The sequence below is a fragment of the Variovorax sp. GW821-FHT09D04 genome (assembly GCF_059416405.1).
Genome location: NZ_JBWKPA010000001.1, coordinates 1,096,992 through 1,120,579 on the forward strand (window position 1 = coordinate 1,096,992; position 23,588 = coordinate 1,120,579).

Sequence of the window (23,588 nt, forward strand, 5' to 3'; positions counted from 1 at the left end):
CCGCAGGTCGGAATGGCGTGAGGGTGCCGCTGGTCTGCGGCGCGAAACTTGCGAGGTCTGAACGCCCGGATCGAACGACCGGTTTTTATATCTTTTCATCCAAGTTCTGGAGGTTCTCATGCAATTGAAATGGACTGCGGTCGCACTGGCTGCACTCACGCTCGTGGCTTGCGGCAAGAAGGAAGAAGCTGCTGCTCCGGCGGCACCGGCACCCACGGCTGCGGCTCCGGCCCCTGCTGCGCCTCCGGCTGATGCCCTGGTCGTCAAGATCGGCCACGTCGGCCCGACCAGCGGTCCCATTGCCCACCTCGGCAAGGACAACGAGCTCGGTGCCAAGATGGCCATCGAAGACCTGAATGCAAAGGGCTTCAAGATCGGCGACAAGGTTGCCAAGTTCGTGCTGGTTCCCGAAGACGACGCTGGCGACCCGAAGCAAGGCACCGCCGTCGCCCAGAAGCTGGTCGATGAAAAGGTCAACGGCATCGTCGGTCACCTGAACTCGGGCACCACGATCCCCGCTTCCAAGCTGTACAGCGACGCCGGCATTCCGCAGGTCTCGCCGTCGGCCACCAACCCCAAGTACACCCGCCAGGGCTTCAAGACCACGTTCCGCGTGGTGGCCGATGACACGCAGCTGGGCGGCACGCTGGGCAAGTACGCCGTCGAAACGCTCAAGGGCAAGAACATTGCCGTGATCGACGACCGCACGGCCTACGGCCAGGGCGTTGCCGAAGAGTTCGAGAAGGCTGCCAAGGCGGCCGGCGCGACCATCGTGGGCCACGAGTTCACGACCGACAAGTCGACCGACTTCAACGCCATCCTGACCAAGCTGAAGGCTGCCAAGCCCGACGTGCTGTTCTTCGGCGGCATGGACGCCGTGGGCGGCCCGATGCTCAAGCAGGTCAAGCAGCTCGGCCTGAACGTCAAGTTCATGGGCGGCGACGGCCTGTGCACCGGCGAACTGCCGAAGCTGGCAGGCGACGCCATCGGTGAAGACATGGTGGTCTGCGCCGAAGCCGGCGGTGTCGACGGCGACTTCAAGCAGCCGCTGGAAGACTTCAAGGCCAAGTTCAAGACCAAGAACGGCGTCGAAGTGCAGATCTACGCACCGTACGTGTACGACGCGGTCAACGTGCTGGCCGAAGCCATGGCCAAGGCCGGCTCGTCCGACCCGGAAAAGTACCTGGCTGAAGTCGGCAAGGTGCAATACAAGGGCGTGACCGGCCCGATCGCCTTCGACGAAAAGGGCGACATCAAGAACGGCGCCCTGACGCTCTTCACCTACAAGGGTGGCGTGCGCACGCAGATCGCCGTGGTGCGCTGATCGCATTGCAGCCAACGACCCTTCACCGGGTCGTTCCATGACAAAAGGGCCTTCGGGCCCTTTTGTCATTCAGGGGGGCGCGCCGCCGTGGCGCGGGCCGGCCTTCAGAGCGCGGCCATGCCCGAGGGGCGGTCGGCGTTGCAGTATTCGATGAAGGCGTCCAGGTCGCGCGACTTGTCGAACACCGCGTCGGCGCCCAGGGCCTGGCAGCGCGTGCGGATGTCCGGGGTGACGTAGTTGCTCAGCACCACGACCCGCTGGTGCGGGCCGCGCTCGCGGCAGCCCGACAGCACGCCCAGACCGGAGCCTTCCTTGAGGAACAGGTCGACGATGAGCAGCTGCCAGGCATCGGGGTGGGCGGCGAGCCAGGCGAGGGCGCCCGATTCGGTTTCGGCATAGCCGACGACATGGCCGTTGACGAGGTCCTCGAGGGCCGGGACCAGGTTGTCCCTGATGGTCTTGTTGTCCTCGACGAGGAACGTGATGAGGGCCATGCCGCGGTTTTGATGTGTGAACCAATAGCGTAGCGTGGCGCAAGCGGTCTCCGCGTAGGAGAAGGGAGAACGACGCACGCAAACCGTGCGGAAACAACGGCGATCAGCGCTTGTCCGACGTCGCCTGGGTGCGGATGCGCGCCTTGAGCTGCTCGGCCAGCGCCTGGCTCTCGTCGCGCTCGGCGGTCACTTCGAGGCGCTTCTCGATTTCCTCGCTCAGCGCCGCATTCACTTCAGCCAGTTTCTCGGCCGACTGGGCGAGTTTTTCCTCGAGCTGGCTGGTGTGCTCGATGGCCTGCGCCACCTCGCCGACCTGGACCTCGTCCGGCAGTTCCTGTTCCAGCACGGTGCTCACGACGGCGAGGTTGTCCGAGGCGCGCTGCACATCGGCGGCCACCTGTTCGCTCTTTTTCAGGGTCTTGTCCAGCGAGGTGGTGCCGCGCGTCAAGGTGGGGGAAGGTCCGGCCATCGAGGCTCCTTTGCGGCAGGCGAAGTGGGGTGGAATGTCGGTCGATTCGATTCCGCGCATCGTACCGCCAGATGCGGCCTTGCTCAGGATTGGCAACGGTTGCTGCGGGGCAACAGGGTTCAGCCGAAGTCCTACGGAATCGGCCGCGAGTTTCGGACTGGGCCGATGGGGGATTTTTGCCGCCCCCGGGAAGATGCAGAACATCCTCTTCCCCCTCCAAGGCTCGCCATGATCAGACACGCACTCGTGATCGACCAGGTCGAACGCACCGGCCTCGCACTGGCCACCTTCATGCGCCACGCCGGGATCCCCCGCGTGGACGTCACGCGCAGCGGCCATGGCTTTGTCGAAGCAGTGCAGCGCCGCCGCCACGACCTGCTGGTGGTGGACATCGACACGCCCGAGGTCACGGGCCTGCAGATGATCGACGCGGTGGTCGAGGCCGGCAGCCCCGCGGCGCTGGTGCTCATGAGCGCCCAGCCGCCGCGCATCCTGCAGGCGGCGCAAGACTACGCCCGGGCCCGCGGCGCGCGCGTGCTCTCGGCCATCGCCAAGCCGCGCACCATGGTCACGATGGCGTCGGCGGCGCAGGCCATGGCGCGCGAACGGCGCCACCGGGCCGGGCTGCGGCGCGGGAGCGCCCCACCTGCGAACGACGCACCGGCCTTCACAGAATCGGCCCTGCGCGAGGCGTTGGCCACATGCCAGATCGCCGCCCACTTCCAGCCCCGACACTGCGCGCGCACGGGCGTGCTGCGCGGCGCCGAACTGCAGCCGGGCTGGTACCGGCCCGACGACACCTGGCTGCCCGCGGCCAACTTCCTGCCCGCCATCGCGCAGGCCGGCCTGCACGACGCGCTGGTGCAACGCATGCTCGAGTGCGCCTTCGAACTGCTCGGCTACATGCACAAGGACCACGGCCTGCGCCTGGGCGTGCGCGTGCCCGCGTCGGTGGCCGCCTCGGTGTCCTGGGCGCAGGGCGTGGCCGAACAGGCCGAACGCGCCGGCATCGCCGCCGACCAGCTCGTGCTGGAGATTGCCGAAGACGGCGGCGCGCACTGCAACGAGGTGCTGGCCGGCGCGGTCGCGCACCTGCGGCTGCGCGGGTTCCACTGCGCCATCGACCGTTTCGGCCAGGGCGACTCGACCCTGAGCCGCTGGTTCAAGGTGCCGTTCAGCGAGCTCCAGATCGACGCGCGCCAGCTGACGCAGGCGCGCGAGAACCCGCATGCCCGCCACATCCTGGCGAGCGTGATCGCCATGGCACGCGAACAGCACGCGACGCTGCTCGTGAAGGGCGTCGACGGCGAGCGTGACCTCGCGTTGGCCCGCAGTCTCGGGTGCCACTTCACGCAGGGCGCGCAGCACGCCGCGCCGATGGCCGAGTCGGCCTTCGTGCAGTACGCAGCGCTGCTGCGGTATGCGGCGGGGCGCCCGCAGGCGCAGCGGAACGCCGATTGACGATCGGGCGACGCGCGCTCAGGCCGCGCGTCGCGCCAGCACCGCTTCGGCGGCCGCCTGTAGCGCGGTCCAGCCGGGGGCGATCACCGCCATGTTCTCCTGCTTCACCACAGCGCTGAGCCGGCCGCACATCGCGGCGATGGCCGGCTCGCCGATCATGGCGAAGGCGCCGCGCACCGCATGCAACTCGTCGCCGATGACGCGCCGGTCGCCGGTCGCCAGGGCCTCGCGGACCTGCTGCGCGGAAGATGCCAGCGACGAGACCATCGCGTCGTGCAGGCGCGCGTCGAGCGGCGCGTGCGGCGCTTGCGCAGGCGCGACCGGGGCGCTGGCCATCCGTGGCGGCGCGGCCGCGCCCAGCGTCTTGAGGATCGCCTGCTCCAGCGCCGGCAACAGCACGGGCTTGAGCAGCACCCCCGCGAAGCCCGCCAGCGAGCATTGCTGGTAGCCCTCCTGCTCCAGGTGCGCCGTGATGGCGACGAGCGGGATCGACGGCATGCGCTCGCGCAGCCGCCGGGCCAGCGTGTAGCCGTCCATGCCGGGCATGTTCAGGTCGGTCAGCACGAGGTCGTAGCGCTGCGCGGCGAACAGGGCCAGCGCGGCGTTGCCGTCGGGTGCCACGTCGGCGGCGACGCCGAGCGCGTCGAGCTGGTCGCTGATGAGGGCCCGGTTGGCCGGATGGTCGTCCACGACCAGCAGGCGCACGGGACGCAAGGGCAGGGCCGCGCTGCCAGCACCGGTGTCCGATGGCGCGACCGCCTCGGGCGCCAGCGCCACCAGCGGCAAGGTCACCGTGAAGCACGAGCCCGCACCGGGCTGGCTGTGCACGGCGATCGTGCCGCCCATCTTGCGCGCCAGCCGCTGGCAGATCGACAGCCCCAGCCCCGAGCCGCCGAACTCGCGTGCGGTCGAGGGCGAGGCCTGCATGTAGATGTCGAACAGCTGAGGAATCTGCTCGGGCGGCACGCCCATGCCGGTGTCGGTCACGCGGATCGCCACCGGCGAAGCCTGCCCCGGCGACAGCGGCCCGACCTCCAGCGTCACCGTGCCCGCGGCCGTGAACTTGATCGCGTTGCTCAGCAGGTTGACGACGATCTGGCGGATGCGTGTTGGGTCGCCTTCATAGCCGGCGGCCAGGCCCGGGTGCACGACGCAATCGAGCCGCAGCCCCTTGGCATGCGCCGAGGGCTCGAACATTTCCGCGCAGGTGCGCACGAGCTCGGGCAGCGCCACGCGCGTGGCCTCGAGCTTGAGGTGACCCGATTCCATCTTCGACAGGTCGAGGATGTTGTTGACGATCTCCAGCAGGGTGCGCGAGGCCTGGCGCACCGACTGCAGGCGCCGGGCCTGCACCTCGGGCGGCGCGCCCTGGCCGAGCAGCTCGAGGTTGCCCAGCACCGCGTTCAGCGGCGTGCGGATTTCGTGGCTCATGGTGGCGATGAACACCGACTTGGCGCGGTTGGCCGCCTCGGCCGCTTCGCGGGCTTCTTCGCGCTTCTTGTCGAGTTCATTGCGCTCGGTGGTGTCGGCAAAGCTGCACAGCAGGGCGTCCGCGCCCTGGTAGCGCGTGCGCGTGCATTGCAGCAGCAGCTCGCAGGCCTGGCCGTTCTTCAGGGCCAGTGGCATGCCGGCGTCATGCAGCGTGCCGCCCTGGGCACGTTCGCGGTAGAGCGCGGCCATCTGGCGGTGCAGCGGCTCGGGCGGTGCGGTGGCCGCCGCATAGTGTTCCATCAGGGTGTTCTGCAGCAGCACGCGCTCGTCGTCGAGCGCGATGAGGCAGACGCCGAACGACGAGGTGGCGATGATCGCGCGGTTGAGCTGCTCGCTTTCGAACACCCGCTGCGAGCGGCGGTAGGCGGGCTCCAGCAGCTTGCGCCTGAAGAGCAGCAGCAGGCCCCAGAGCGTGCCCAGCACCACCAGCGTGGCGCCGCCGTAGCGCAGCAGCTGCGGCTTCAGCGTGGTGAAGACCGTGCGCCACGAGTAGGCGTACACCAGCGACCAGCCGGTGCCGGCCAGCGGCGTCGAGAGGCTGAACACGCCTGCGCGGTAGGTTTCGCGCGGCAGCGTGGGGCTGGCTTGGCGCAGGCTGTGGGCCAGCGCGGTGGCCATCAGCGCGGCGCCGTCGATGGCGTCGCCCGTGCGGTCGGCCGAGAGCAGCACCCGGCCCTGCGCGTCGACCAGCAGGGCGGCCGTGTCTTGCGGCGTGTGGCGCAGGCGGTCCTGCAGCACGTTCGAGGGCAGGTTGCTCACGAACACCATGAACGGGCGGCCCTGGGCGTCGAAGCCGGGCTGCACCAGCTTGAAGGGCGAGGCCCCCGGTGCGAGCAGGTCGGGCGCCGGCGGCTGCCAGGCCACGCGCCGCTGCATGCGCCACTGCGCGGCGAGTGCCGGGTCGCCGGCGAGATCGCCGATGTCGTAGCTCAGGCGCGCGATGAGCGCGACGGTGTCCGGCAGGCCGGTGCGAGCCAGCGCGCCCTGCAGGCCGCCTTCGGGCGCGGGCATCAGCGTGAGCAGGCGGTGGTCGGGGGTGTAGGCGTAGGCGCCCAGTGGCGAATTGCGCAGCTGCGCGACGGCGGTGACGCTGTAGGCCTGCATTTCGAGCATGCCCAGGTAGGGCGCGAATTCGTGCAGGTCAGGGGTGCCGGCGGTGTCGACCGCGGCGATGGCTGGCGTCAGGTGTGCCCCGGCCTGCAGGACCACCTGGCCTCCGTCGCGCACGAAGGCCTCCAGCGTGCCGGCGGCCGGCGGCGTCTGGCTGTTCCAGAGCAGCTCGGCATTCACCACGCCGCGGCGCATCGCTGCCTGCTTTTCCTCGATGTCGAGCTGCATCTGCGCGCTGTGCGTGGCCAGCGTGGTGCGCAGGTTCGCGAGCGCATTGGCGGCGGCGTTGTACAGCACGAGCCCTGCGGCCAGCACGATCAGCAGCGACAGCAGTGCGCCGCCGCCGTAGAGCAGGGCGTGCTGGTAGCGGCGCAGCAGGTCCAGCTCCTGCGCTTGCCGGGCAGGCGTCGGGGCAGGGTGGGCGCTGGCGGGGAAGGCTGGCGGAGACATGGCGAAAAAAATGGCGAAAAAGACGTGAATTAAAAAAATCAACAGGAATGGTAGGGCGAATTGCGCGTGAATTTCCATGAATTCCAGGAGTGCTTCTGTTTATAGGACGGGTCCTATACAGGTCTTTCTTTTTCAGGATTCGGCTGAGCCTGTGAGCGAGGCGGGGCTTCTGGAATTTCAATCTGTATTCCGCAGTCGCAGGCGTCGATGAAAAATAAATCATCTGTTCGGGTGGATTCGATCTCCTGTGAACAGATCGCTGGGGCGGCAAGGCTGCCCTGCAAATCGACAGTGAAGAGCGGCAGCGCCAATGGCCGCGCAATCTTCACGATGAACTGCCAATAGGCAAGCACCGTGCGAGCGATTTTCAGACGGGTCCGATTGGATTTTCGAGGCTGAAAACATAGGATTGAAAAATTACCTTTGTCGCCTCTTAGGCATCTGTGCAAGGGCGCTGGATTGAATATTTTTTAGAGGGCGTCGATGACGAATATCTTGTGGATCAAGAAATTGTGGGAATTCCTGCGTGGCAAGCGAATGCAGGCAACCGGTTGCACGCGGCGAAGCGCGTTGTTCGGCGCTTTGGTGCTGGCAAAAAAGCCATCGGCCACGGCCCGGAACGACAATTTCTTTTGAGCAGGCGGTCGCATTTGGCCTTGATCAAGATCGCAGGCGGATGGGGCCTCGACCCTTCATGGGGAGCGCGCTCATGCGGATGATCGGACACCGCCTGTCCATGGAGCGCGCCAGGCTCGGCCTGAGCGCCGCCGCCTTCGCGGTGCTCGGCGGCGTCGATGCGTCCGTGCAGGAGGCTTTCGAAAAAGGCGCGCGCCATCCCGACGCGGCCTACCTGGCCACCATGGCCGTCATCGGCATCGACGTGCTCTATGTCGTGACCGGCATGCCCACCTGCACCGAAGACCTGTCGGTGAGCCGCGAGGAGGTGTCGCTGCTGCGCGCCTACCGGACCTCGGACGACGCCGGCAAGAAAGCCGCGCATGCAGCACTCCAGGCCATCGCGCAGGCCTTCCCGGGCGACATGCTGTCGGCCTCGGGCGCGCGCGCTTCGCAGCCCGCTGCCGCGGCGCCTCCCACCGAAACGGCCTGAGCCGTTCACCTGCGCGCCGCGGCCCCGCCTGCGCAAGACCGGCGGGTAAGATGCCCCGGCGCAGCGCCCGGACCCTCGTCCGCCGGCCACGCCGGCAAGCGAAAGGGAAAAAACAATGGCAATGGACCGCTTCGAAATCCGCGTCGTTCTGGCCGACGACCATCCCGGCATGCTGGCCGGGGTCCGGCACGAGCTGGCGTCGGTCGAGACCCTCACGCTGGTGGGCGAGGTGGCCAATTCGACTGGGCTCATGGCGCTGCTGGAGACCACGCCCTGCGATGTGCTGGTGTCCGACTACGCGATGCCGGCCGGCGAGTTCGGCGACGGCGTGCCGCTGTTCAAGCTGGTGAAGCGGCGCTTTCCCGACACGCAGATCGTGGTGATGACCATGCTCGACAACCCGGCGGTGCTGCACTCGCTGGTGTCCAGCGGCATCCGCTGCATCGTGAGCAAATCGGATGCGGTGGCGCACCTCATCCCCGCCATCCACGCCGCCCGCACCGGCGGCACGTACTACTCGCCGACCATGGACGCGGTGGTGCGCACCATCGACTGGGAGGTGCGCAGCCGCAACGCCGCGGGCGTGCTGAGCCAGCGCGAGTCGGAGGTGGTGCGGCTGTATGCGTCGGGGCTCACGATCAACGAGATCGCCGAGCAGCTGCACCGCAGCAAGAAGACCATCAGCACGCAAAAGACCAAGGCGATGGAAAAGCTGGGCATCGAGCGCGATGTCGACCTGCTGCGCTACGCGCTCGAAAACGGCCTGACGGCCACGGTGACGGGCGCGCCGCAGGGCTGACCCGTGTGTGGCCTCAGGGCCAGGGCAGCGCCGGCAGGCCCGGTGGTGGCGGCGGCGGGGCCGCCGACGTGCTCATGAGCCCCGTCTCTATGCCGTAGCGCACGAGGTCCATGTCGCGCAGGATGCCGAGCTTGGCCATGGCCGAGCCCTTCTGCGTGCTGATGGTCTTCTTGCTGCGGTGCAGCCGCTCGGCGATCTCCGTCACTGTGAGGCCCGACACGAACATGCGCACCACCTCGAGCTCGCGCTTGGAGAGCATGGCGTGCGGCTGGGTGTCGGTGCGGTGCGGCGCGGTGCGCGCGGCGATCTCCGCCATGCTGGGCGACAGGTAGCGTCCGCTCGCGTAGGCCGCATGCACGGCCGGCAGCAGGTGGCTCACCGAGTCGGCCTTGTTCAGGATGCAGGGCACGCCGATGTCCAGCAGTGAATGGATGATGCCGGGGTTGTCCAGCATGGTCATCACCACGATCTTCAGCCGCGGGTAGCGCTGGCGCACCAGCGCGAACAGCGCGATGCCGTCGCCGTGCAGGCCGCCGGGCATGGCGTAGTCGGACACGAGGATCTGGCAGTCGTGCTGCTTGAGCATCTCCATCATCTCGGTGGAGTCGCGCGCGGCGCCCACGACGGTGACCGCCTGGCTTTCGCGCAGCGTGCTCTCGATGCCGATGCGAACGGCGGGATGGTCGTCCGCGATCAGGACGCGGAGATTGAATGGCTTCATGGCGGACCTGTGGAACACAGAGGGGTCGGACCTGCGCGCGCCGCGTGCAGGAAGGGCTGCTGTCGAACGCCCGGCCCCCGGCGTCGGGGACGTCTAAAAAAGGGGCCGGTGGCGGGTGCCTCGGGCGGTGCCAGCAGGGGATGACTGGACTTTAGGAGGACGTCGGTCCTGCGTTAAGCGGCCTGATCCGATAGCGGGCCGCCATTGCATAGGACCCGTCCTAATTTGTAAGACGCGGGGTGCCCGGGGCTAGGACCGGGAGCATTGGCGGATCGGATCGGGTCCGAAAACGGGTTCGGACCCGGGCGGCTTCAGGGCGCGGCCGCGCCCTCGGGCGCTCGGCGTGCGAGCGCGGCGCGCGCCGCCGGTTCGAAGCGTTCGAAGGCCTGCGCCAGCGCGTGCAGGTCGGCGTCGCGCAGCTGCGTTTCCATGGCGACGCAGTCGGCGGCGAGCCCGGCTTCGTGGATCAGCGCGAAGGCGCCGCGCAGCGAATGCAGCCCGGCACCGAGCGCGGCGCTGTCGCCGGCGTCCAGCGCCGCGCGGATGGCCGCCGCGGTGTCGGCCAGCGACTGCGCGAGCGGCCGGTGCACCGATGCGGGCAGGGTGCCCTGCGCGATGTCCTGTCGCCGGGCGCCGGCCGATGGCGCGGCCTCGGGGTCGCGCAGGGTCAGCTGCCGCACGGTCTGGTCGAGCGTGTCCAGCAGGATGGGCTTGATCAGCGCGGTGTCGATGCCCGCCGATTCGCAGCGCTCGCGTTCGCGCACCGCGACGTCGGCCGTGAGCGCCACGATGGGCACGCGCGAGCCCTGCGCGCGCAGCGCGCGTGCCAGCGTGTAGCCGTCCATGCCCGGCATGTTGATGTCGGTGATGATGAGGTCGTGCCGCCGCCGGGCGAACAGGTCGAGCGCCTGCAGGCCGCCCGAGGCCTGGTCGGAGGTGTAGCCCAGCGCCTCGAGCTGCATCTTCACCAGCTCGCGGTTGGCCGGATGGTCGTCCACCACGAGGATGTGCGCCGCCGGCGCGGCCGTGTCGGCGCCGGCCGCCGACGAGGCAGGCACTGCGGGCGCGCGCGGGGGCAGGGCGGGCGCGGCAGGCAGCGGCAGCGTGACCAGGAAGGTGCTGCCCTTGCCCGGCGAGCTCACCACCTGGATGTCGCCACCCATGAGCCCGGCCAGCCGGCGGCACAGCGCCAGCCCCAGGCCGGTGCCGCCGAAGCGGCGCGCGATGCTGCTGTCGGCCTGCGTGAAGGGCTCGAACAGCGCCTTCTGCTGCGCCGCCGTCATGCCGATGCCGGTGTCGCTCACGCCGATCACCACCGGCGAGGCGGGGGCGGCGTCGTCCTTCAGGTAGACCTCGAGCAGTACGTCGCCGGTGTCGGTGAACTTGATGGCGTTGCTCAGCAGGTTCATGAGCAGCTGGCGGATGCGCGTCGGGTCGCCGAGGTGGTGCGGGGCGAGGGCGTCGTCGATCACGCAGTCGAGCGCCAGGCGCTTGGCCTGCGCCAGCGGCGTGAAGACCGCGATCACCTGCCGCGCCGTGTCCGCGAGGTCGAAGCGGATCGACTCCAGCCGCATCTGGTCCGACTCGATCTTCGAGAAGTCGAGGATGTCGTTGATGCTGCCCAGCAGCGCGGTCGACGACGACGTCACGGCGCCGAGCCGCTCGTTCTGCGCGGCCGACAGCGGCGAGCGCTGCAGCAGCTCGAGGTTGCCCATGATGGCGTTCAGCGGCGTGCGGATCTCGTGGCTCATCATGGCCAGGAAGGCCGACTTCGCATGGTTGGCCTGATGCGCGGCCTCGCGCGCGCTTTCGAGTGCACGCTCGGCGTTCTTGCGCGTCGTGATGTCGGAGAAGTTGCACAGCAGCACGTCGCTGCCCTGGTACTTGGTGCGCACCACGCTCACGAGCAGCTCGGTGACCTCGCCACTGGCCAGCGTCACCGGCAGCTCCAGGTCGGGCAGCCATTCGGGAGCGCCGGGGGCATCGTCGTACAGGCGCAGCAGGCGCTGCGGCAGCGGTGGATCTTCGGGGCGCGCGTTGTCGGTGCAGGCCTGCATCACCTGGTTCTGCAGCAGCACCTCGCCCGAGGGGTAGCGCAGCAGCGCCAGGCCCGAGGGCGTGGTCGCGACCATGGTGCGGTTGAGGTTCTCGCTCTCCACGATGCGCTGGGAGCGCGCATAGCCGGGCCGGAACACCTTGCGGTCGAGCAGGAGCAGCGCGGCCCAGACGAAGGCGATGAGCAGCAGCATGGCGCCCGCATAGAGCGCCAGCCGCAGGCCCAGCTCGGACGCGATGGTGCGCCACGAGAAGGCGTAGAGGTAGGTCCAGTTGGCGTCGGCGATCGGGGCGCGCAGCGTGAAGAGGCCGTCGCGGTACTGCAGCGTGGCGCCGTTGGCGGCCAGCGACGGCTGCGAGAGCTGCAGCGCGCGCGCCTGCAGGCCCTCGGTGCCGCTGGGGCCGTGCGTCTCGGCGATCACGCGGCCCGACGGGTCCACGAACATCGAGGCCTCGTCGTGGCGCTCGTTCGACAGGTGCGCGGTGATGATGTCCAGCGGGTAGTCGTTCACCAGCACGACGAAGGGCTTGCCGTCGTGGAAGCCGGGCTGCGCCAGCCGCAGCACCGTCTCGCCGGTGAAGGGGCTCACGGCCGGCGGCAGCCACACGGCCGTGCCGCTGTCGCGCAGGCGGGCGACGACGGCCGGGTCGTTCAGGTCGCCGAGTTCGGGGGGCGCGATGCGTTTGAGCAGGTCTTCGGTGGTGCGCGCGCCGTGGCGCTCGAACAGGTCGGCCGCGGCGGGGGCCGGCACCACGGCCAAAAAGCGCAGGTCGGGCGCGTAGAAGTAGCTGGAGTGCAGCGTCAGCGTCTTCGTGTAGGCCGCCGAGCGGTAGCCGACCTCTTCGGCCAGCCCGAGGTACTGCGCGAAGCTGTCGGCCGGGCGCTGCGCCGAGAGGTCGCCCAGCAGCAGCATCGGCGGGAAGTCCTTGTTGCTGGGCAGCACCAGCCGGCCGTCGTGCGCGGCGAAGGCGTCGACCAGCGACTGCGGCGCGCGCGCGCGCCGTTCCCAGGCGCCCTCCTCGTGAAAGATGTTGATCCGCGCCGAGCCCTGGCGCACGAAGAGTTCGAGGTGCAGCAGCGCCTTGCGCGCATTGAACTCGGCCTGCCGCTCGGCCACGTAGTCGCGCACCTGCGAAGAGAGCATCACGCCGGTGGCGGCCAGCAGCACGAGCGAGGTCACTGCGCCGCCCACGTACAGCAGCGCGCGCTGGTAGCGGTTCAGCAGGCTGATCACACCGCGTGGGGTGGCGCGCGAAGCGCCGAAGCCGAAGAAACGCGGGAGATCGCTGGGCATCATGGCATCCGGGTGATCGGAGCGGGCAGGAAGAAGATGCCCGCGATGGTAGGGCACCGCCGCGCGCGCGGGCGAACCGCGGGGGCGAGCGTGATGCACGCCTGCGGGGCGCATCGGGTGATCGCTGCATCAAGAAATGTCGACATTGGTGCAAACACCGTGGTTGACAGATCGTTTGTCGCAGACCATCGGCGGCCAGATCGCGTGCCGGACGGGCAGGCCGGATGGCACGCAATTTGCACAAGGCACGCCATGACAGCCAGCTCGCCGCGCACCTCCGCCAAGGCCCCCAAGGTCACCCGCATCGACCGCGACAACGACAGCACCGTGCAGTCGCTCACGCGCGCCATGCAGCTGCTCGAACTTCTGGCCGAGGACGACGAAGGCTTCCGGCTGGTCGACATCGCGGCGCACACGGGGCTGTCGTCGTCCACCGCGCACCGGCTGCTCACCACGCTCGAGCAGCGGCGCTTCGTGCAGTTCGATCGCGAGACGAACCTCTGGTACGTGGGCGTGCGCTGCTTCTCGGTGGGCGCCGCCTTCGGGCGCCGCCGCCGCATCGCGCACCTGGCGCTGCCGGTGATGCGCCGGCTGCGCGACAGCACGGGCGAGAGCATCAACCTGGGCATCGCCGACCTGGGCGACATCGTGTTCGTCACGCAGGTCGAGAGCCGCGAACTCATGCGCGCCATCGGCAAGCCGGGCTTTCGTGCGCCGCTGCATGGCACCGCGATGGGGCAGGCGATTCTGGCGGCGATGTCGGAAGACGACGTGCTGCAGTACCTGCGCACCTACGGCCTGCCCAAGCTCACCAACAACACGATCGCGCGCGCCTCGCGGCTGCACGAAACGCTGGGCGAAGTGCGCCGCGCGGGCCATGCGATCGACGACGAGCAGAACGCCGTCGGCCTGCGCTGCATTGCCGCGGCCATCCGCGACGAGCATGGCCAGCCCTTCGGGGCGATCTCGCTGGTCGGCCCGACGCAGCGCATCAAGAGCACCGACTTCCCGCACCTGGGCGCCACCGTGCGCGCCGCCGCCGACGAGATCACCGCCGCCTACGGCGGGCGCGCCCGCTGAGGCGCGCGCATTCCACTGGCGCAGCGCGCCAAGTGCTTGATTCCTAAGCCGTTTTTCCGACCGTCCCGCGCAGCGGGATAGTCCGCTGCGCGCGTGCGGCGCGCGCTCCAATGGCTTGCCCTTCAACCGCACCTCCTTGCACAAAACCATGAAAACATTGCTTCCACAGCACGGCATCAGCCGAACGCTGACGCGGGTTTGCGACTGGACCGTGATCGCCTGCGGCTGGTGGCTGATCGCGCTGTCCGTCATGACCTGCGTCGAAATGCTCGGCCGCAAGGTGTTCTCGTTCAGCCTGCAGGGCATCGACGAGATCGGCTCGTATACCTACGGCATCGTCGGCGCCTTCGGCTTCGCCTACACGCTGATCACGCGCAGCCACACGCGGGTCGACTTCCTGCTGTCGCGCTTCTCGGTCGGCACGCGCGCGCTGCTCAACATGCTCGCGATGGTGAGCCTCGCGCTGCTGTCGGTGCTGTGCCTCTGGCGCGGCTACAACGTCGTGGTCGAGAGCATCGAACTGCAAAGCACGGCCGCCACGCCGCTCGCCACGCCGATGTGGATTCCGCAATCGATCTGGCTCGGCGGCTACCTGATGTTCGCGCTGGTCGCGGCCTGGGCGGCCTTCGATGCGCTGCGCCTGTTCGTGCGGCGCCGCACGGGCGAGCTCAACGAGCGCTTCGGTCCGCAGACGCTCGAGGAAGAGATCGAGGCCGAGACCGAGGTCCAGATCAAGGCCCCGGCGCAGGCGTCGACCGCGCATGCCGCCGCCGCCAGCGTCACCAGCGCCACCGGAGTCGCCTCGTGATCGGGCCGCTCGAAATCCTGGCCGGCCTGGCGATCATGCTGGGCCTGATGTTCCTGGGCTTCCATGTCGCGACCACGATGCTGGTCGTCGGCCTGCTCGGGTCGCTGATCCACTTCGGCATGCCCGCCATCAACGCCGTCGGCGAGCAGCTCTGGGCGGCCGGCGAAGACTATCTGCTGCTGTCGATCCCGCTGTACATCCTGCTGGGCGAGATCCTGATGCGCGGCGGCGCCACCGACAAGATGTACCAGTCGCTGGGCCAGTGGCTCAACCGCATGCCGGGCGGGCTGCTGCACACCAACATCGGTGCATCGGCGCTGTTCTCCGCAGTGTCGGGCTCGTCGGTGGCCACCGCGGCCACCATCTCGACGGTTGCGCTGCCCGCCTTCAAGAACCGCAACTACGACCAGCGCATGGTGCTGGGCACCATCGCCGCCGGCGCCAGCCTGGGCAACCTGATTCCGCCCGGGGTGGCTTTCATCATCTATGGCTCGATGACCAACACCTCGGCGGCGCGGCTGTACATGGCCGGCATCCTGCCCGGCGCGATCATGACAGTGCTGTTCCTGCTCACGATCCTGGCGATCTGCGTGTGGCGCCCGTCGGTGGCGGGCATCCGCGAGGGCCGCACCGCGCTGGCGGAGAAGCTGCGCCACTCGGTGCACCTGTTGGGCCCGCTGGCCGTGTTCGCGGTGGTGATGGGCGGCATCTACACGGGCTGGGCCACTGTCACCGAAAGCGCGGCGCTGGGCGTGATCGTCTGCCTGCCCATCGCGGCGGGCTACCGCAAGCTGAACGTGTCGATGCTGCACGAGTGCTTCCGCTCGACCATGCGGCTCACCGCGATGACGGCGTTGATTCTGGTGGCGGCGCTGTACCTGAACTTCGTGCTCTCGATGCTGGGCGTGCCGCAGGCGCTGGCCAGCCTCATCAAGTCGGCCGACGTGTCGCCCATCATGCTGCTGTGGATGCTGGCGGCGCTGTACCTCGTGCTGGGCATCGCGCTGGAGACGATGCCGATGCTGGTCGGCACGCTGCCGGTGGTGTTCCCCATCGTGCAGGCCGCGGGCATCGACCCGGTGTTCTTCGGCGTCTTCATGGTGCTGATGTGCGAGATCTCGCTGATCAGCCCGCCGATCGGCATGACGCTCTACGTGATCCAGGGCGTGCGCGGCGAAGGCTCGATCAACGACGTGTTCCAGGGCACCTTGCCCTTCTTCGTCGCCATGGTCGTGATGACCGCGATCCTGATCCACAACCCCTGGATCGCGACCTACCTGCCGAACCTGCTGTTCGGCAAGTGACGGCACTTTTTTCTCCCGCTCTCGAACCACCTTTCAACCTTTCAAGGAGTCAGGCATGCAACTGAAATTCGTTCTCCCGCTGATCGCGGCCACCCTGGCGCTGGCACTGCCGGCGCATGCGGACAACGCCCGCCTGCGCGTGGCCGGCAACCTGGTGGCCACCGGGCTGATCCAGCAGACCAAGGAGCAGCCCTTCTTCGAGAACTTCGCGAAGAACACGGGGCTGCCGATCGACGCCGACTACAAGCCGATGGACGTGCTGGGCGTGAAAGACGCCGACGGCCTGCGCGTGCTGAAGTCGGGCCTGTTCGACATCGTCACCCTGCGCCTGGCGCAGGTGTCGCGCGACGAGCCTTTCTTCCTGGGGCCTGACATCGTGGGGCTGTCGACCGACTACGAGGTGGCGCGCAAGGTGGTCGATGCCTACCGCGACGCCTTCGACAAGCGGCTGCAGGAGCGCCACGGCGGCAAGCTGCTGGGCATCTATCCCTTCGGCCCGCAGGTGGTGTTCTGCAAGGTGGCGATCGGCGGCCTGGCGGACCTGAAGGGCAAGAAGGTGCGTGTGTACGACCAGTCGCTCGCCAAGTTCATCGAGAAGCTCGGCGGCATCCCCGTGACCATTCCCTTCGGCGAGACGCAGCAGGCGCTGGAGCGCGGCGTGACCGACTGCGCCATCACCGGCCCGAGCTCGGCCAACTCGGCGGGCTGGCCCGAGGTCACCACGCACTTCATGCCGATCGGCTTCCAGATCGCGCTGAACGCGTACGCGATCAACCTGCAGAAGTGGAACGCGCTGAGCGCCGAGCAGAAGACGAAGCTCACCGACGCCTTCCGCAAGTTCGAGACCGAGGTGTGGGGCTACTCGAAGGAGCTGTTCGACGACGCCTCGCGCTGCAATGTCGGCAAGGAGCCGTGCAAGACCGTCAAGAAATTCGCGATGAAGGACGTGCCGGTGAAGCCGGGCGACCAGCAGATGATCCGCGACGCGCTGACCACGGTGTCGCTGCCGATCTGGAGCGAACTCTGCGACAAGTCCTACGACAAGTGCTCGGCCACCTGGAAGCAGGTCGTCGGCCCGGTGGTCGGTCTCAAGTAGCCCGGTATGCCATCGCTCTGGCAACTCACCGCGACCGAGCTCGCCGCAGGCTTTCGCGATGCGGCGTTCACCCCGACCGATGCGCTGCATGCCTGCCTGCAGCGCAGCGCCGAGGTCAACCCGCGGCTGAACGCGCTCATCACGCTCGACAGCGAAGGCGCCACGCACGCGGCCGAGCAGAGCACCGCGCGCTGGCGCAGCGGCCGAGCGCTGGGCGCGCTCGACGGCGTGCCCGTCACCATCAAGGACAACCTGCAGGTGCGCGGCCTGCCGACGCACTGGGGCAGCCGCGCGCTGGCCGGTGTGCTGGCCGAGCGCGACGAGCTGCCGGTGGCCAGGCTGCGCGAAGCCGGCGCCGTGATCTTCGGCAAGACCAACGTGCCCGAGTTCACGATGCAGGGCTACACCGACAACCCGGTGTTCGGCCCCACTGGCAACCCGTGGGACCCGGCGCTCACGCCCGGCGGTTCGTCGGGTGGCGCGGTGGCGCTGGTGGCCGCGGGCGGCTGCCCCATTGCGCTGGGCACCGACGGCGGCGGCTCGATCCGCCGGCCGGCCTCGCACACCAACCTCGTGGGCTTCAAGCCCTCGCGCGCTCGCGTGCCGCGCGGCGACGGGCTGCCGCCGATCTTCCTGGGCTTCGAGGTCGCGGGCCCGATCGCGCGCAGCGTGGCCGACGTGGCGGCGGTGATGCAGGTGATCGGCGACCGGCCGGTGGAGGAGGGCGCGGGCCCGCGACGCGCGCGCATTCTCTTCATTCCGCGCTTCGGCGATCACCCGGTCGATCCGCAGATCGCGGCGCTGACGGAAACGGCCGCGCGCCACATGGCTGAACTCGGCCACGAGGTCACCACGGCGCAGGACTTCGGCATCGCCGAGGCGGTCAACCAGCGCTGGCCGCTGCTGGCGCAGGTCGGTCTGGCCTGGCTGGTGGCGCATCCGCAGGAGTTGTCGAGCCGGCCTTTCGACGCATCGCTGTTCGGCCCCGCGATGCAGGCGAACGCCGAGAACGGCCGCAAGGCCAGCGCGAGCGAGCTGTTCGAGCTGCTGTACGAGGCCGAGCGGCTGCGCAACACGCTGGCGCAGCTGTTCGACCGCTACGACTTCCTGCTCACGCCCGCCGCCGCCGCGTTGCCCTGGCCCGCCGGCGAGACGCATCCCACGCGTATCGACGGGCGCGAGGTCGGCCCGCGCGGCCATGCGGTGTTCGCCGGCTTCGCGAACGCCGTGGGCCTGCCCGCCATCGCGCTGCCCTGCGGCTTTGCGGGGCCGCTGCCGGTCGGCGTGCAGCTCGTGGCACGCGAAGGGGCGGACGATGCCTTGCTCGCGCTCGCGCGTTCGTTCGAACAGGCCCATCCGTGGCGGCGCTTCCCCGCGTTGTGACGCTGGCCGAGGCCGTGGTGGCGCAGCTCGCGCCGGCCGAGGCCGCGCAGGCGCTGTGCCGCGCGCGGCGCGACGGGCGGCGCGTGATGTCCTCGCTGCTGCCGTCGCACGATCGGCACGCCGCCTACGCCATCCAGGACGCGACGCTGGTGGCGCTCGGTGCGGTCGGCGGCTGGAAGGTCGGCGCGAGCGCGCCGGGCCGCGAGCCCGTGTGCGCGCCGCTGCCGGCCGAGGGGCTGGTGCCCGGCGGTGCGTCGCTGGTCGGCGGGGCATGGCATCTGCGCGGCGTCGAGGCCGAACTCGCGTTCCGCCTCGGCGCCGACCTGCCGCCGCGCGCGTTGCCCTACACGCGCGACGAGGTGGCCGGTGCCATCGCGGAAGTGCTGCCCGTGATCGAGGTGGCGGAGACCCGGCTGATCGACTGGCTCGACGCCAGCCCCTCGGCGCTGCTGGCCGACCTGCTGTGCCACGGCGGCCTCGTGCTCGGCGAGCCCGCGCCTTTCGAGCGTGCGTGGCTCGACCTCGCACAGACCGAGGTCGTGATGCATTTCGACGCGCAGGTCGTCGCCCACACGGTCGGGGAGCACACGCACCCCGACGTCGGTGCGCTGCTCGTGTGGCTCGCCAACGAGGGCGCGGCGCGTGGCCAGGGCCTGCGGGCCGGCCAGGTCGTGACGACCGGTTCGTGCACCGGCATGTTGTTCGCCTCGCAGGGCACGGCCGTGCGGGCGGAAGTGAAGGGGCTCGCGCCGTTGCACGCGCGCTTCTGATTTCTTTCCTGGGATCACTGGAGGAACCCGATATGTCCCATTCAACGATCGACGCGGTCGCGCAGGCGCTGGTGCGTGCGCGCGGCGCGCACGTCGCGAGCCCGGCGGCAGAGGTGGCCGGAGGGCTCGCGCGGGCCGACGAGGCCTACGCCGTGCAGCAGCAGGTGGCGCAGGCGCTCGGCTGGTTCGGTGCGGCGCCGCCCCGGTACTGGAAGGCCGGCGGCCCGTCGCGCGATGCCGTGCTGACGCATGCGCCGCTGCCGCCGCGCGGCGTCTGGACCAGCCCGGCCACGGCCGGCGACTGGCCGTTTCACCTGCGGGGCATCGAGGCCGAGATCGCGTTGCGCCTCGGGCGCGATGTCGATGCGGCGTCGCCGGCGACGCTCGACGTCGACAGCGCACGCGCGCTGGTCGATGCGATGACGGTCTCGATCGAGATCGTCGATTCCCGCTGGCAGGAGGCCCTCGACGCGCCCGCGCTGTGCAAGCTGGCCGACCTGCAATCGCACGGCGCGTTGGTGCTCGGCGAGTGGGTGCCATTCGTTGCCCGCGACTGGGCCGCGCAAGCGTGCGAGGTGCGGATCGGCGCGCGCGCGAGCGTGGTGCGCCGCGGCACGCATTCGCTCGGCGACCCCGCCTGGCTGCTGCCCGCGTGGCTGCGCCATGCCACGCGCCACGGCCAGACCGTCGCGGCCGGCACCGTGGTCACGACCGGCACCTGGGTCGGCATTCTCGAAGCGGGCGAGGGCGACCTCGTCACCGCCGAATTCCCCGGCATCGGCCACGCGTCGGTGCAGCTCTAGCCCTTTCCACAACCCATCCAGAACGGAGACAACCCCCATGATCGCGCTCGACAACCACCCCAGCGGCCGCCACTTCCTGCAGATCCCGGGCCCCAGCCCCGTGCCCGACCGCATCCTGCGGGCCATCAGCCTGCCGACCATCGACCACCGCGGGCCCGAGTTCGCCACGCTGGGCAAGAAGGTCATCGCCGGGCTGCAGCAGGTGTTCCAGACCCGGCACCCGGTCGTCGTCTATCCCGCGTCGGGCACCGGCGCGTGGGAGGCGGCGCTGGTCAACGTGATGAGCCCGGGCGACCACGTGCTGATGTTCGAGACCGGCCACTTCGCGACGCTGTGGCAGAAGATGGCGCGCCGGCTCGGCCTGGAGCCCGAGTTCCTCGCGCTCGAAGGCACCGACGAGACCGGCCTGCCGCGCAGCTGGCGCCACGGTGTGCAGGCCGACCTCATCGAGCAGCGCCTGCGCCAGGACACCACGCACCACATCAAGGCCGTGTGCGTGGTGCACAACGAGACCTCGACCGGCGTCACCTCCGACATCGCCGCGGTGCGCCGCGCGATCGATGCGGCGGGTCATCCGGCGCTGCTGATGGTCGACACCATCTCGGGCCTGGCGAGCGCCGACTACCGGCACGACGAGTGGGGCGTGGACGTCACCGTCAGCGGCTCGCAGAAGGGCCTCATGCTGCCGCCGGGCATCAGCTTCAACGCCGTGTCGCCCAAGGCGCTCGAGGTGGCGAAGACCGCGCGCCTGCCCAAGGCCTTCTGGGCCTGGGACGAGATCATCGAGATGAACCAGGGCGGCTACTGGCCCTACACGCCGAGCACGAACCTGCTGTACGGCCTGAGCGAGGCGCTGGACATGGTGCTCGAGCAGGGCCTGCCCGTGATCTTCGCGCGCCACCAGCGCTGGGGCCGGGGCGTGCGCGCCGCCGTACAGGCCTGGGGCCTGCCGACGCAGTGCGCCGACGAGCGCGTGCACTCGCCCGTGCTGACCGGCGTCATCACGCCGCAGGGCGTCGATGCCGATGCGCTGCGCCGCCTCATCCACCAGCGCTTCGACCTCTCGCTGGGCGCGGGGCTGGGCAAGCTGCGGGGCCGCATGTTCCGCATCGGCCACCTGGGCGACTGCAACGACCTGACGCTGATGGCCGCATTGACCGGCATCGAGATGGGTTTCAAGCTGGCCGGCGTGCCGGTGGCCGGCAGCGGGGTGCTGGCGGCCATGGCGTACTTTGCGGAAACACCGGCCGCCAACGCCGCCTGATCCCTCGGGAAGGGGCTGCGGTCTAGGTGTTTGCCATTACCGTCAACAAGATTGTCAACATTGATGTTGACGTTGATTTCGACAAAGCCTAAATTCCGCCCCACAGCCTCGGTGGTGCACTGGACCGGACCAGCCCGACCCGCGACTGCAAAGTTCGCCAGCGTGCCGGGTCGTTTCCTTGCAAGCTGGCATCCGTGCCACTGCAAGGAGACAAACCGATGCAAAACACCATGACGGACGGCGCCAAGGCGACCGCCGCAGCACCCGACGCCGCCCTCCAGCCCACCAAGGTGCGCTGGAAGATCTTCCTGATGATGTTGTTCCTGATCTCGATCAACTACATCGACCGGGCCTCGCTCTCGGTGGCCATGCCGCTGATCGCCAAGGAGTTCGACATCGGCCCGGCCGTGCAGGGCCTGCTGCTCAGCTCGTTCTTCTGGACCTATGCGCTGATGCAGATTCCGGGCGGCATGCTGGCCGACCGCTTCGGCCCGCGCGTCGTCATTGCCGGCGCCACCGTGGGCTGGGGCTTCTTCCAGGCCATCGCTGCGGCCTGCACCGGCTGGGTGCCCCTGCTGCTGACGCGCCTGGGCCTGGGCGCCGCCGAGGCGCCGATCTATCCGGCGGGCGGCAAGCTCAACGGCATCTGGATGACGCAGACCGAACGCGGGCGCGGCGCCACCTTGCTCGACGGCGGTGCGCCCCTGGGCGCGGCGCTGGGCGCGATCCTGATCTCGGCGCTGATCGCCGTGCTCGGCTCGTGGCGCCTGGCCTTCGTGATCGCCGGCGTCGGCACCGTCATCGCCGGCTACTTCGCCTGGCGCTACATCCGCAACCATCCGCGCCAGCATCCCGACGTGAACGAAGCCGAGGCGCGCTACATCGAGGCCAGCCACGCCGCCGACGCCGCCAAGGAATCGGCCAATGCCAGCGGCCGCGTGCTCGACTTCTTCCGCTACCGCTCGGTGTGGGGCATGTTCTTCGGCTGGATGTGCTTCAACGCGCTGTTCTACGGCCTGCTCACCTGGATGCCCAACTACCTGTCGAAGGTGCACGGCTTCGACATCAAGCAGATGGGTGGCGCGGTGTTCATCATGTTCTTCTCGGGCTTCGTCGGCGAAATGTTCGGCGGCTGGCTGGCCGACAAGTGGATGGCGGCCGGCGCCTCGCAGAGCAAGGTGCTGCGCACGCTGTTCGGCATCTCGTCGATCATCGCGACCATCGCCATCTTCATGGTGACGCGGATCACGGACCCGGTCGCGGTGGTCGTGCTGCTGTCGGTCACGCTGTTCTTCCTGCGCTGGTGCGGCCTGTTCTGGTGCGTGCCGTCGATCCTCGGCACGCGTGCCCGGGTCGGCTTCCTGGGCGGCACGATGAACCTGGGCGGCAACGTGGCGGGCATCGGCGTGCCGATCGTGGTCGGCCTGATCGTGCAGGCCACCGGCTCGTACTTCATGGCGCTGATGCTGTTCACCGCAGCCGGTGCGGGCCTGTTCGTCTGCTCGACGATGCTGATCGACTACAGCAAGAAGCTGCCGGTCTGATGCCAACCACCCCGACTTCCATCCCATGACCTCTCGCAAACTCATCGGCGTGCTCACGCCGTCCTCGAACACCGCGCTCGAGCCGCTGACCAGCGCGATGGTCGCGGCCGTGCCCGGCGTCTCGGCGCACTTCTCGCGCTTCACCGTCACCGAGATCTCGATGCGCGATGCGTCGCTGAACCAGTTCGACGACAGCAAGATCCTCGAGGCCGCGCGGCTGCTGGCCGACGCACGCGTCGACACCATCTGCTGGAGCGGAACCTCGGCCAGCTGGCTCGGCTTCGAGAAAGACCAGGCGCTGTGCGCGCGCATCACCGAGGCCACCGGCATCCCGGCGACCACCTCGGTGCTGGCGCTCAACGAACTGCTGGCCGCGCAGGGCGCGCGCACGCTGGGGCTAGTGTCGCCGTACGTCGAGGACGTGCAGCGGCGCATCGTCGCCAACTACGCGGGCATCGGCATCGATTGCGTGGCCGAGCGCCACCTGGACCTCACGGTGAACTTCTCGTTCAGCGAGGTCGAGCCCGACACGCTGCGCCGCATGCTGCGCGAAGTGGCGCAGCAGCGCCCCGACGCGATCACCATCATGTGCACCAACCTCAGCGGTGCGCAGCTGGTCGAGGAGATGGAGCGTGAGCTCGGCATCCCGATCTACGACTCGGTGGCCACCGTGGTCTGGCGCGCTCTGAAGACGGTCGGCGTCGCGCCGGGCGCGGTGAAGGGCTGGGGCCGGCTGTTCGACGCAACAGCCTGAGCGTT

The 23,588-nt window shown here is 69.2% G+C and carries 21 protein-coding genes; 15 read left to right on the top strand and 6 right to left on the bottom strand.

Annotated elements, in window-relative coordinates; all coding sequences use genetic code 11:
• The first annotated feature begins 118 nt into the window (after positions 1-118).
• Entirely contained in the window at positions 119-1,324 is a 1,206-nt protein-coding gene (locus AC07O4_RS05075; protein ID WP_062470234.1) for a branched-chain amino acid ABC transporter substrate-binding protein, read from the top strand.
• 104 nt (positions 1,325-1,428) lie between these two features.
• Here the strand turns inward: AC07O4_RS05075 and AC07O4_RS05080 are convergent, their stop codons facing one another.
• Positions 1,429-1,818 carry a response regulator gene (locus AC07O4_RS05080; protein WP_070060783.1) on the bottom strand — a complete coding sequence of 130 codons (390 nt, stop codon included), beginning with the start codon at positions 1,816-1,818 and terminating at the stop codon, positions 1,429-1,431.
• A 103-nt stretch (positions 1,819-1,921) separates the two neighbouring features.
• Complete coding sequence (locus AC07O4_RS05085) at positions 1,922-2,287, bottom strand: hypothetical protein (RefSeq protein WP_070060782.1); 366 nt, start codon at positions 2,285-2,287, stop codon at positions 1,922-1,924.
• Between the two features lie 228 nt (positions 2,288-2,515).
• On the opposite strand from AC07O4_RS05085, the gene AC07O4_RS05090 reads away from it, so the two are divergent.
• A complete protein-coding gene (locus tag AC07O4_RS05090) occupies positions 2,516-3,748 on the top strand; it encodes an EAL domain-containing response regulator (protein WP_495303912.1) in 1,233 nt (410 codons plus the stop codon).
• 18 nt (positions 3,749-3,766) lie between these two features.
• Here the strand turns inward: AC07O4_RS05090 and AC07O4_RS05095 are convergent, their stop codons facing one another.
• Both AC07O4_RS05095 and AC07O4_RS05100 read right to left on the bottom strand, forming a co-directional pair.
• Positions 3,767-6,799, bottom strand: coding sequence for an ATP-binding protein (locus AC07O4_RS05095; protein WP_495303913.1), 3,033 nt, complete (start codon positions 6,797-6,799; stop codon positions 3,767-3,769).
• Between the two features lie 113 nt (positions 6,800-6,912).
• The gene (locus AC07O4_RS05100) at positions 6,913-7,152 is read right to left on the bottom strand and encodes a hypothetical protein (protein WP_495303914.1); all 240 of its coding nucleotides are present in this window, start codon (positions 7,150-7,152) and stop codon (positions 6,913-6,915) included.
• A 130-nt stretch (positions 7,153-7,282) separates the two neighbouring features.
• Here AC07O4_RS05100 and AC07O4_RS05105 point away from each other — a divergent pair, with 130 nt between their 5' ends.
• The 3 genes from AC07O4_RS05105 to AC07O4_RS05115 all read left to right on the top strand — a co-directional run bounded on the left by AC07O4_RS05105 (position 7,283) and on the right by AC07O4_RS05115 (position 8,706).
• Entirely contained in the window at positions 7,283-7,435 is a 153-nt protein-coding gene (locus tag AC07O4_RS05105) for a hypothetical protein (protein ID WP_157627265.1), read from the top strand.
• Between the two features lie 73 nt (positions 7,436-7,508).
• Positions 7,509-7,907: a helix-turn-helix domain-containing protein gene (locus tag AC07O4_RS05110; RefSeq protein WP_070061282.1), complete on the top strand. Its 399-nt coding sequence runs from the start codon at positions 7,509-7,511 to the stop codon at positions 7,905-7,907.
• Positions 7,908-8,028: 121 nt separating this feature from the next.
• Complete coding sequence (locus tag AC07O4_RS05115; protein ID WP_159276876.1) at positions 8,029-8,706, top strand: LuxR C-terminal-related transcriptional regulator; 678 nt, start codon at positions 8,029-8,031, stop codon at positions 8,704-8,706.
• Positions 8,707-8,719: 13 nt separating this feature from the next.
• On the opposite strand, the gene AC07O4_RS05120 is transcribed toward AC07O4_RS05115, so the two are convergent.
• Together AC07O4_RS05120 and AC07O4_RS05125 are read right to left on the bottom strand one after the other, a co-directional pair.
• Positions 8,720-9,427: a response regulator gene (locus AC07O4_RS05120; RefSeq protein ID WP_495303915.1), complete on the bottom strand. Its 708-nt coding sequence runs from the start codon at positions 9,425-9,427 to the stop codon at positions 8,720-8,722.
• A gap of 311 nt (positions 9,428-9,738) precedes the next feature.
• Positions 9,739-12,777, bottom strand: coding sequence for a hybrid sensor histidine kinase/response regulator (locus AC07O4_RS05125; protein ID WP_495303916.1), 3,039 nt, complete (start codon positions 12,775-12,777; stop codon positions 9,739-9,741).
• A gap of 252 nt (positions 12,778-13,029) precedes the next feature.
• Here AC07O4_RS05125 and AC07O4_RS05130 point away from each other — a divergent pair, with 252 nt between their 5' ends.
• The 10 genes from AC07O4_RS05130 (at position 13,030) to AC07O4_RS05175 (ending at position 23,583) form a co-directional block, all read left to right on the top strand.
• Positions 13,030-13,857, top strand: a complete 828-nt coding sequence (locus AC07O4_RS05130) for an IclR family transcriptional regulator (protein ID WP_159271724.1) — start codon at positions 13,030-13,032, stop codon at positions 13,855-13,857.
• A 148-nt stretch (positions 13,858-14,005) separates the two neighbouring features.
• Entirely contained in the window at positions 14,006-14,665 is a 660-nt protein-coding gene (locus AC07O4_RS05135; RefSeq protein ID WP_495303917.1) for a TRAP transporter small permease subunit, read from the top strand.
• Entirely contained in the window at positions 14,662-15,969 is a 1,308-nt protein-coding gene (locus AC07O4_RS05140) for a TRAP transporter large permease (RefSeq protein WP_062482466.1), read from the top strand. Before AC07O4_RS05135 ends, AC07O4_RS05140 begins: the two co-directional genes overlap by 4 nt.
• 55 nt (positions 15,970-16,024) lie before the next feature.
• Positions 16,025-17,065 carry a TRAP transporter substrate-binding protein gene (locus AC07O4_RS05145; protein WP_492687168.1) on the top strand — a complete coding sequence of 347 codons (1,041 nt, stop codon included), beginning with the start codon at positions 16,025-16,027 and terminating at the stop codon, positions 17,063-17,065.
• Between the two features lie 6 nt (positions 17,066-17,071).
• Positions 17,072-18,448, top strand: a complete 1,377-nt coding sequence (locus tag AC07O4_RS05150) for an amidase (protein ID WP_495303919.1) — start codon at positions 17,072-17,074, stop codon at positions 18,446-18,448.
• Positions 18,424-19,218 carry a 2-keto-4-pentenoate hydratase gene (locus tag AC07O4_RS05155; RefSeq protein WP_235944083.1) on the top strand — a complete coding sequence of 265 codons (795 nt, stop codon included), beginning with the start codon at positions 18,424-18,426 and terminating at the stop codon, positions 19,216-19,218. The genes AC07O4_RS05150 and AC07O4_RS05155 overlap by 25 nt, the downstream gene beginning before the upstream one ends.
• Before the next feature lie 32 nt (positions 19,219-19,250).
• The gene (locus AC07O4_RS05160) at positions 19,251-20,021 is read left to right on the top strand and encodes a fumarylacetoacetate hydrolase family protein (RefSeq protein WP_495303920.1); all 771 of its coding nucleotides are present in this window, start codon (positions 19,251-19,253) and stop codon (positions 20,019-20,021) included.
• Between the two features lie 37 nt (positions 20,022-20,058).
• The gene (locus AC07O4_RS05165; RefSeq protein ID WP_495303921.1) at positions 20,059-21,285 is read left to right on the top strand and encodes a pyridoxal-phosphate-dependent aminotransferase family protein; all 1,227 of its coding nucleotides are present in this window, start codon (positions 20,059-20,061) and stop codon (positions 21,283-21,285) included.
• Between the two features lie 218 nt (positions 21,286-21,503).
• Positions 21,504-22,829, top strand: coding sequence for an MFS transporter (locus AC07O4_RS05170; protein ID WP_062482552.1), 1,326 nt, complete (start codon positions 21,504-21,506; stop codon positions 22,827-22,829).
• Positions 22,830-22,854: 25 nt separating this feature from the next.
• Complete coding sequence (locus tag AC07O4_RS05175) at positions 22,855-23,583, top strand: maleate cis-trans isomerase family protein (protein ID WP_495303922.1); 729 nt, start codon at positions 22,855-22,857, stop codon at positions 23,581-23,583.
• The last annotated feature ends 5 nt before the right edge of the window (positions 23,584-23,588 follow it).

Bases quoted from the DNA above. Each gene is read 5' to 3' on its own strand.
- AC07O4_RS05075 (WP_062470234.1), top strand. From the start codon at position 119: ATGCAATTGAAATGGACTGCGGTCGCACTGGCTGCACTCACGCTCGTG.
- AC07O4_RS05080 (WP_070060783.1), bottom strand. From the start codon at position 1,818: ATGGCCCTCATCACGTTCCTCGTCGAGGACAACAAGACCATCAGGGAC.
- AC07O4_RS05085 (WP_070060782.1), bottom strand. From the start codon at position 2,287: ATGGCCGGACCTTCCCCCACCTTGACGCGCGGCACCACCTCGCTGGAC.
- AC07O4_RS05090 (WP_495303912.1), top strand. From the start codon at position 2,516: ATGATCAGACACGCACTCGTGATCGACCAGGTCGAACGCACCGGCCTC.
- AC07O4_RS05095 (WP_495303913.1), bottom strand. From the start codon at position 6,799: ATGTCTCCGCCAGCCTTCCCCGCCAGCGCCCACCCTGCCCCGACGCCT.
- AC07O4_RS05105 (WP_157627265.1), top strand. From the start codon at position 7,283: ATGACGAATATCTTGTGGATCAAGAAATTGTGGGAATTCCTGCGTGGC.
- AC07O4_RS05110 (WP_070061282.1), top strand. From the start codon at position 7,509: ATGCGGATGATCGGACACCGCCTGTCCATGGAGCGCGCCAGGCTCGGC.
- AC07O4_RS05115 (WP_159276876.1), top strand. From the start codon at position 8,029: ATGGACCGCTTCGAAATCCGCGTCGTTCTGGCCGACGACCATCCCGGC.
- AC07O4_RS05120 (WP_495303915.1), bottom strand. From the start codon at position 9,427: ATGAAGCCATTCAATCTCCGCGTCCTGATCGCGGACGACCATCCCGCC.
- AC07O4_RS05125 (WP_495303916.1), bottom strand. From the start codon at position 12,777: ATGCCCAGCGATCTCCCGCGTTTCTTCGGCTTCGGCGCTTCGCGCGCC.
- AC07O4_RS05130 (WP_159271724.1), top strand. From the start codon at position 13,030: ATGACAGCCAGCTCGCCGCGCACCTCCGCCAAGGCCCCCAAGGTCACC.
- AC07O4_RS05135 (WP_495303917.1), top strand. From the start codon at position 14,006: ATGAAAACATTGCTTCCACAGCACGGCATCAGCCGAACGCTGACGCGG.
- AC07O4_RS05145 (WP_492687168.1), top strand. From the start codon at position 16,025: ATGCAACTGAAATTCGTTCTCCCGCTGATCGCGGCCACCCTGGCGCTG.
- AC07O4_RS05150 (WP_495303919.1), top strand. From the start codon at position 17,072: ATGCCATCGCTCTGGCAACTCACCGCGACCGAGCTCGCCGCAGGCTTT.
- AC07O4_RS05160 (WP_495303920.1), top strand. From the start codon at position 19,251: ATGTCCCATTCAACGATCGACGCGGTCGCGCAGGCGCTGGTGCGTGCG.
- AC07O4_RS05165 (WP_495303921.1), top strand. From the start codon at position 20,059: ATGATCGCGCTCGACAACCACCCCAGCGGCCGCCACTTCCTGCAGATC.
- AC07O4_RS05170 (WP_062482552.1), top strand. From the start codon at position 21,504: ATGCAAAACACCATGACGGACGGCGCCAAGGCGACCGCCGCAGCACCC.
- AC07O4_RS05175 (WP_495303922.1), top strand. From the start codon at position 22,855: ATGACCTCTCGCAAACTCATCGGCGTGCTCACGCCGTCCTCGAACACC.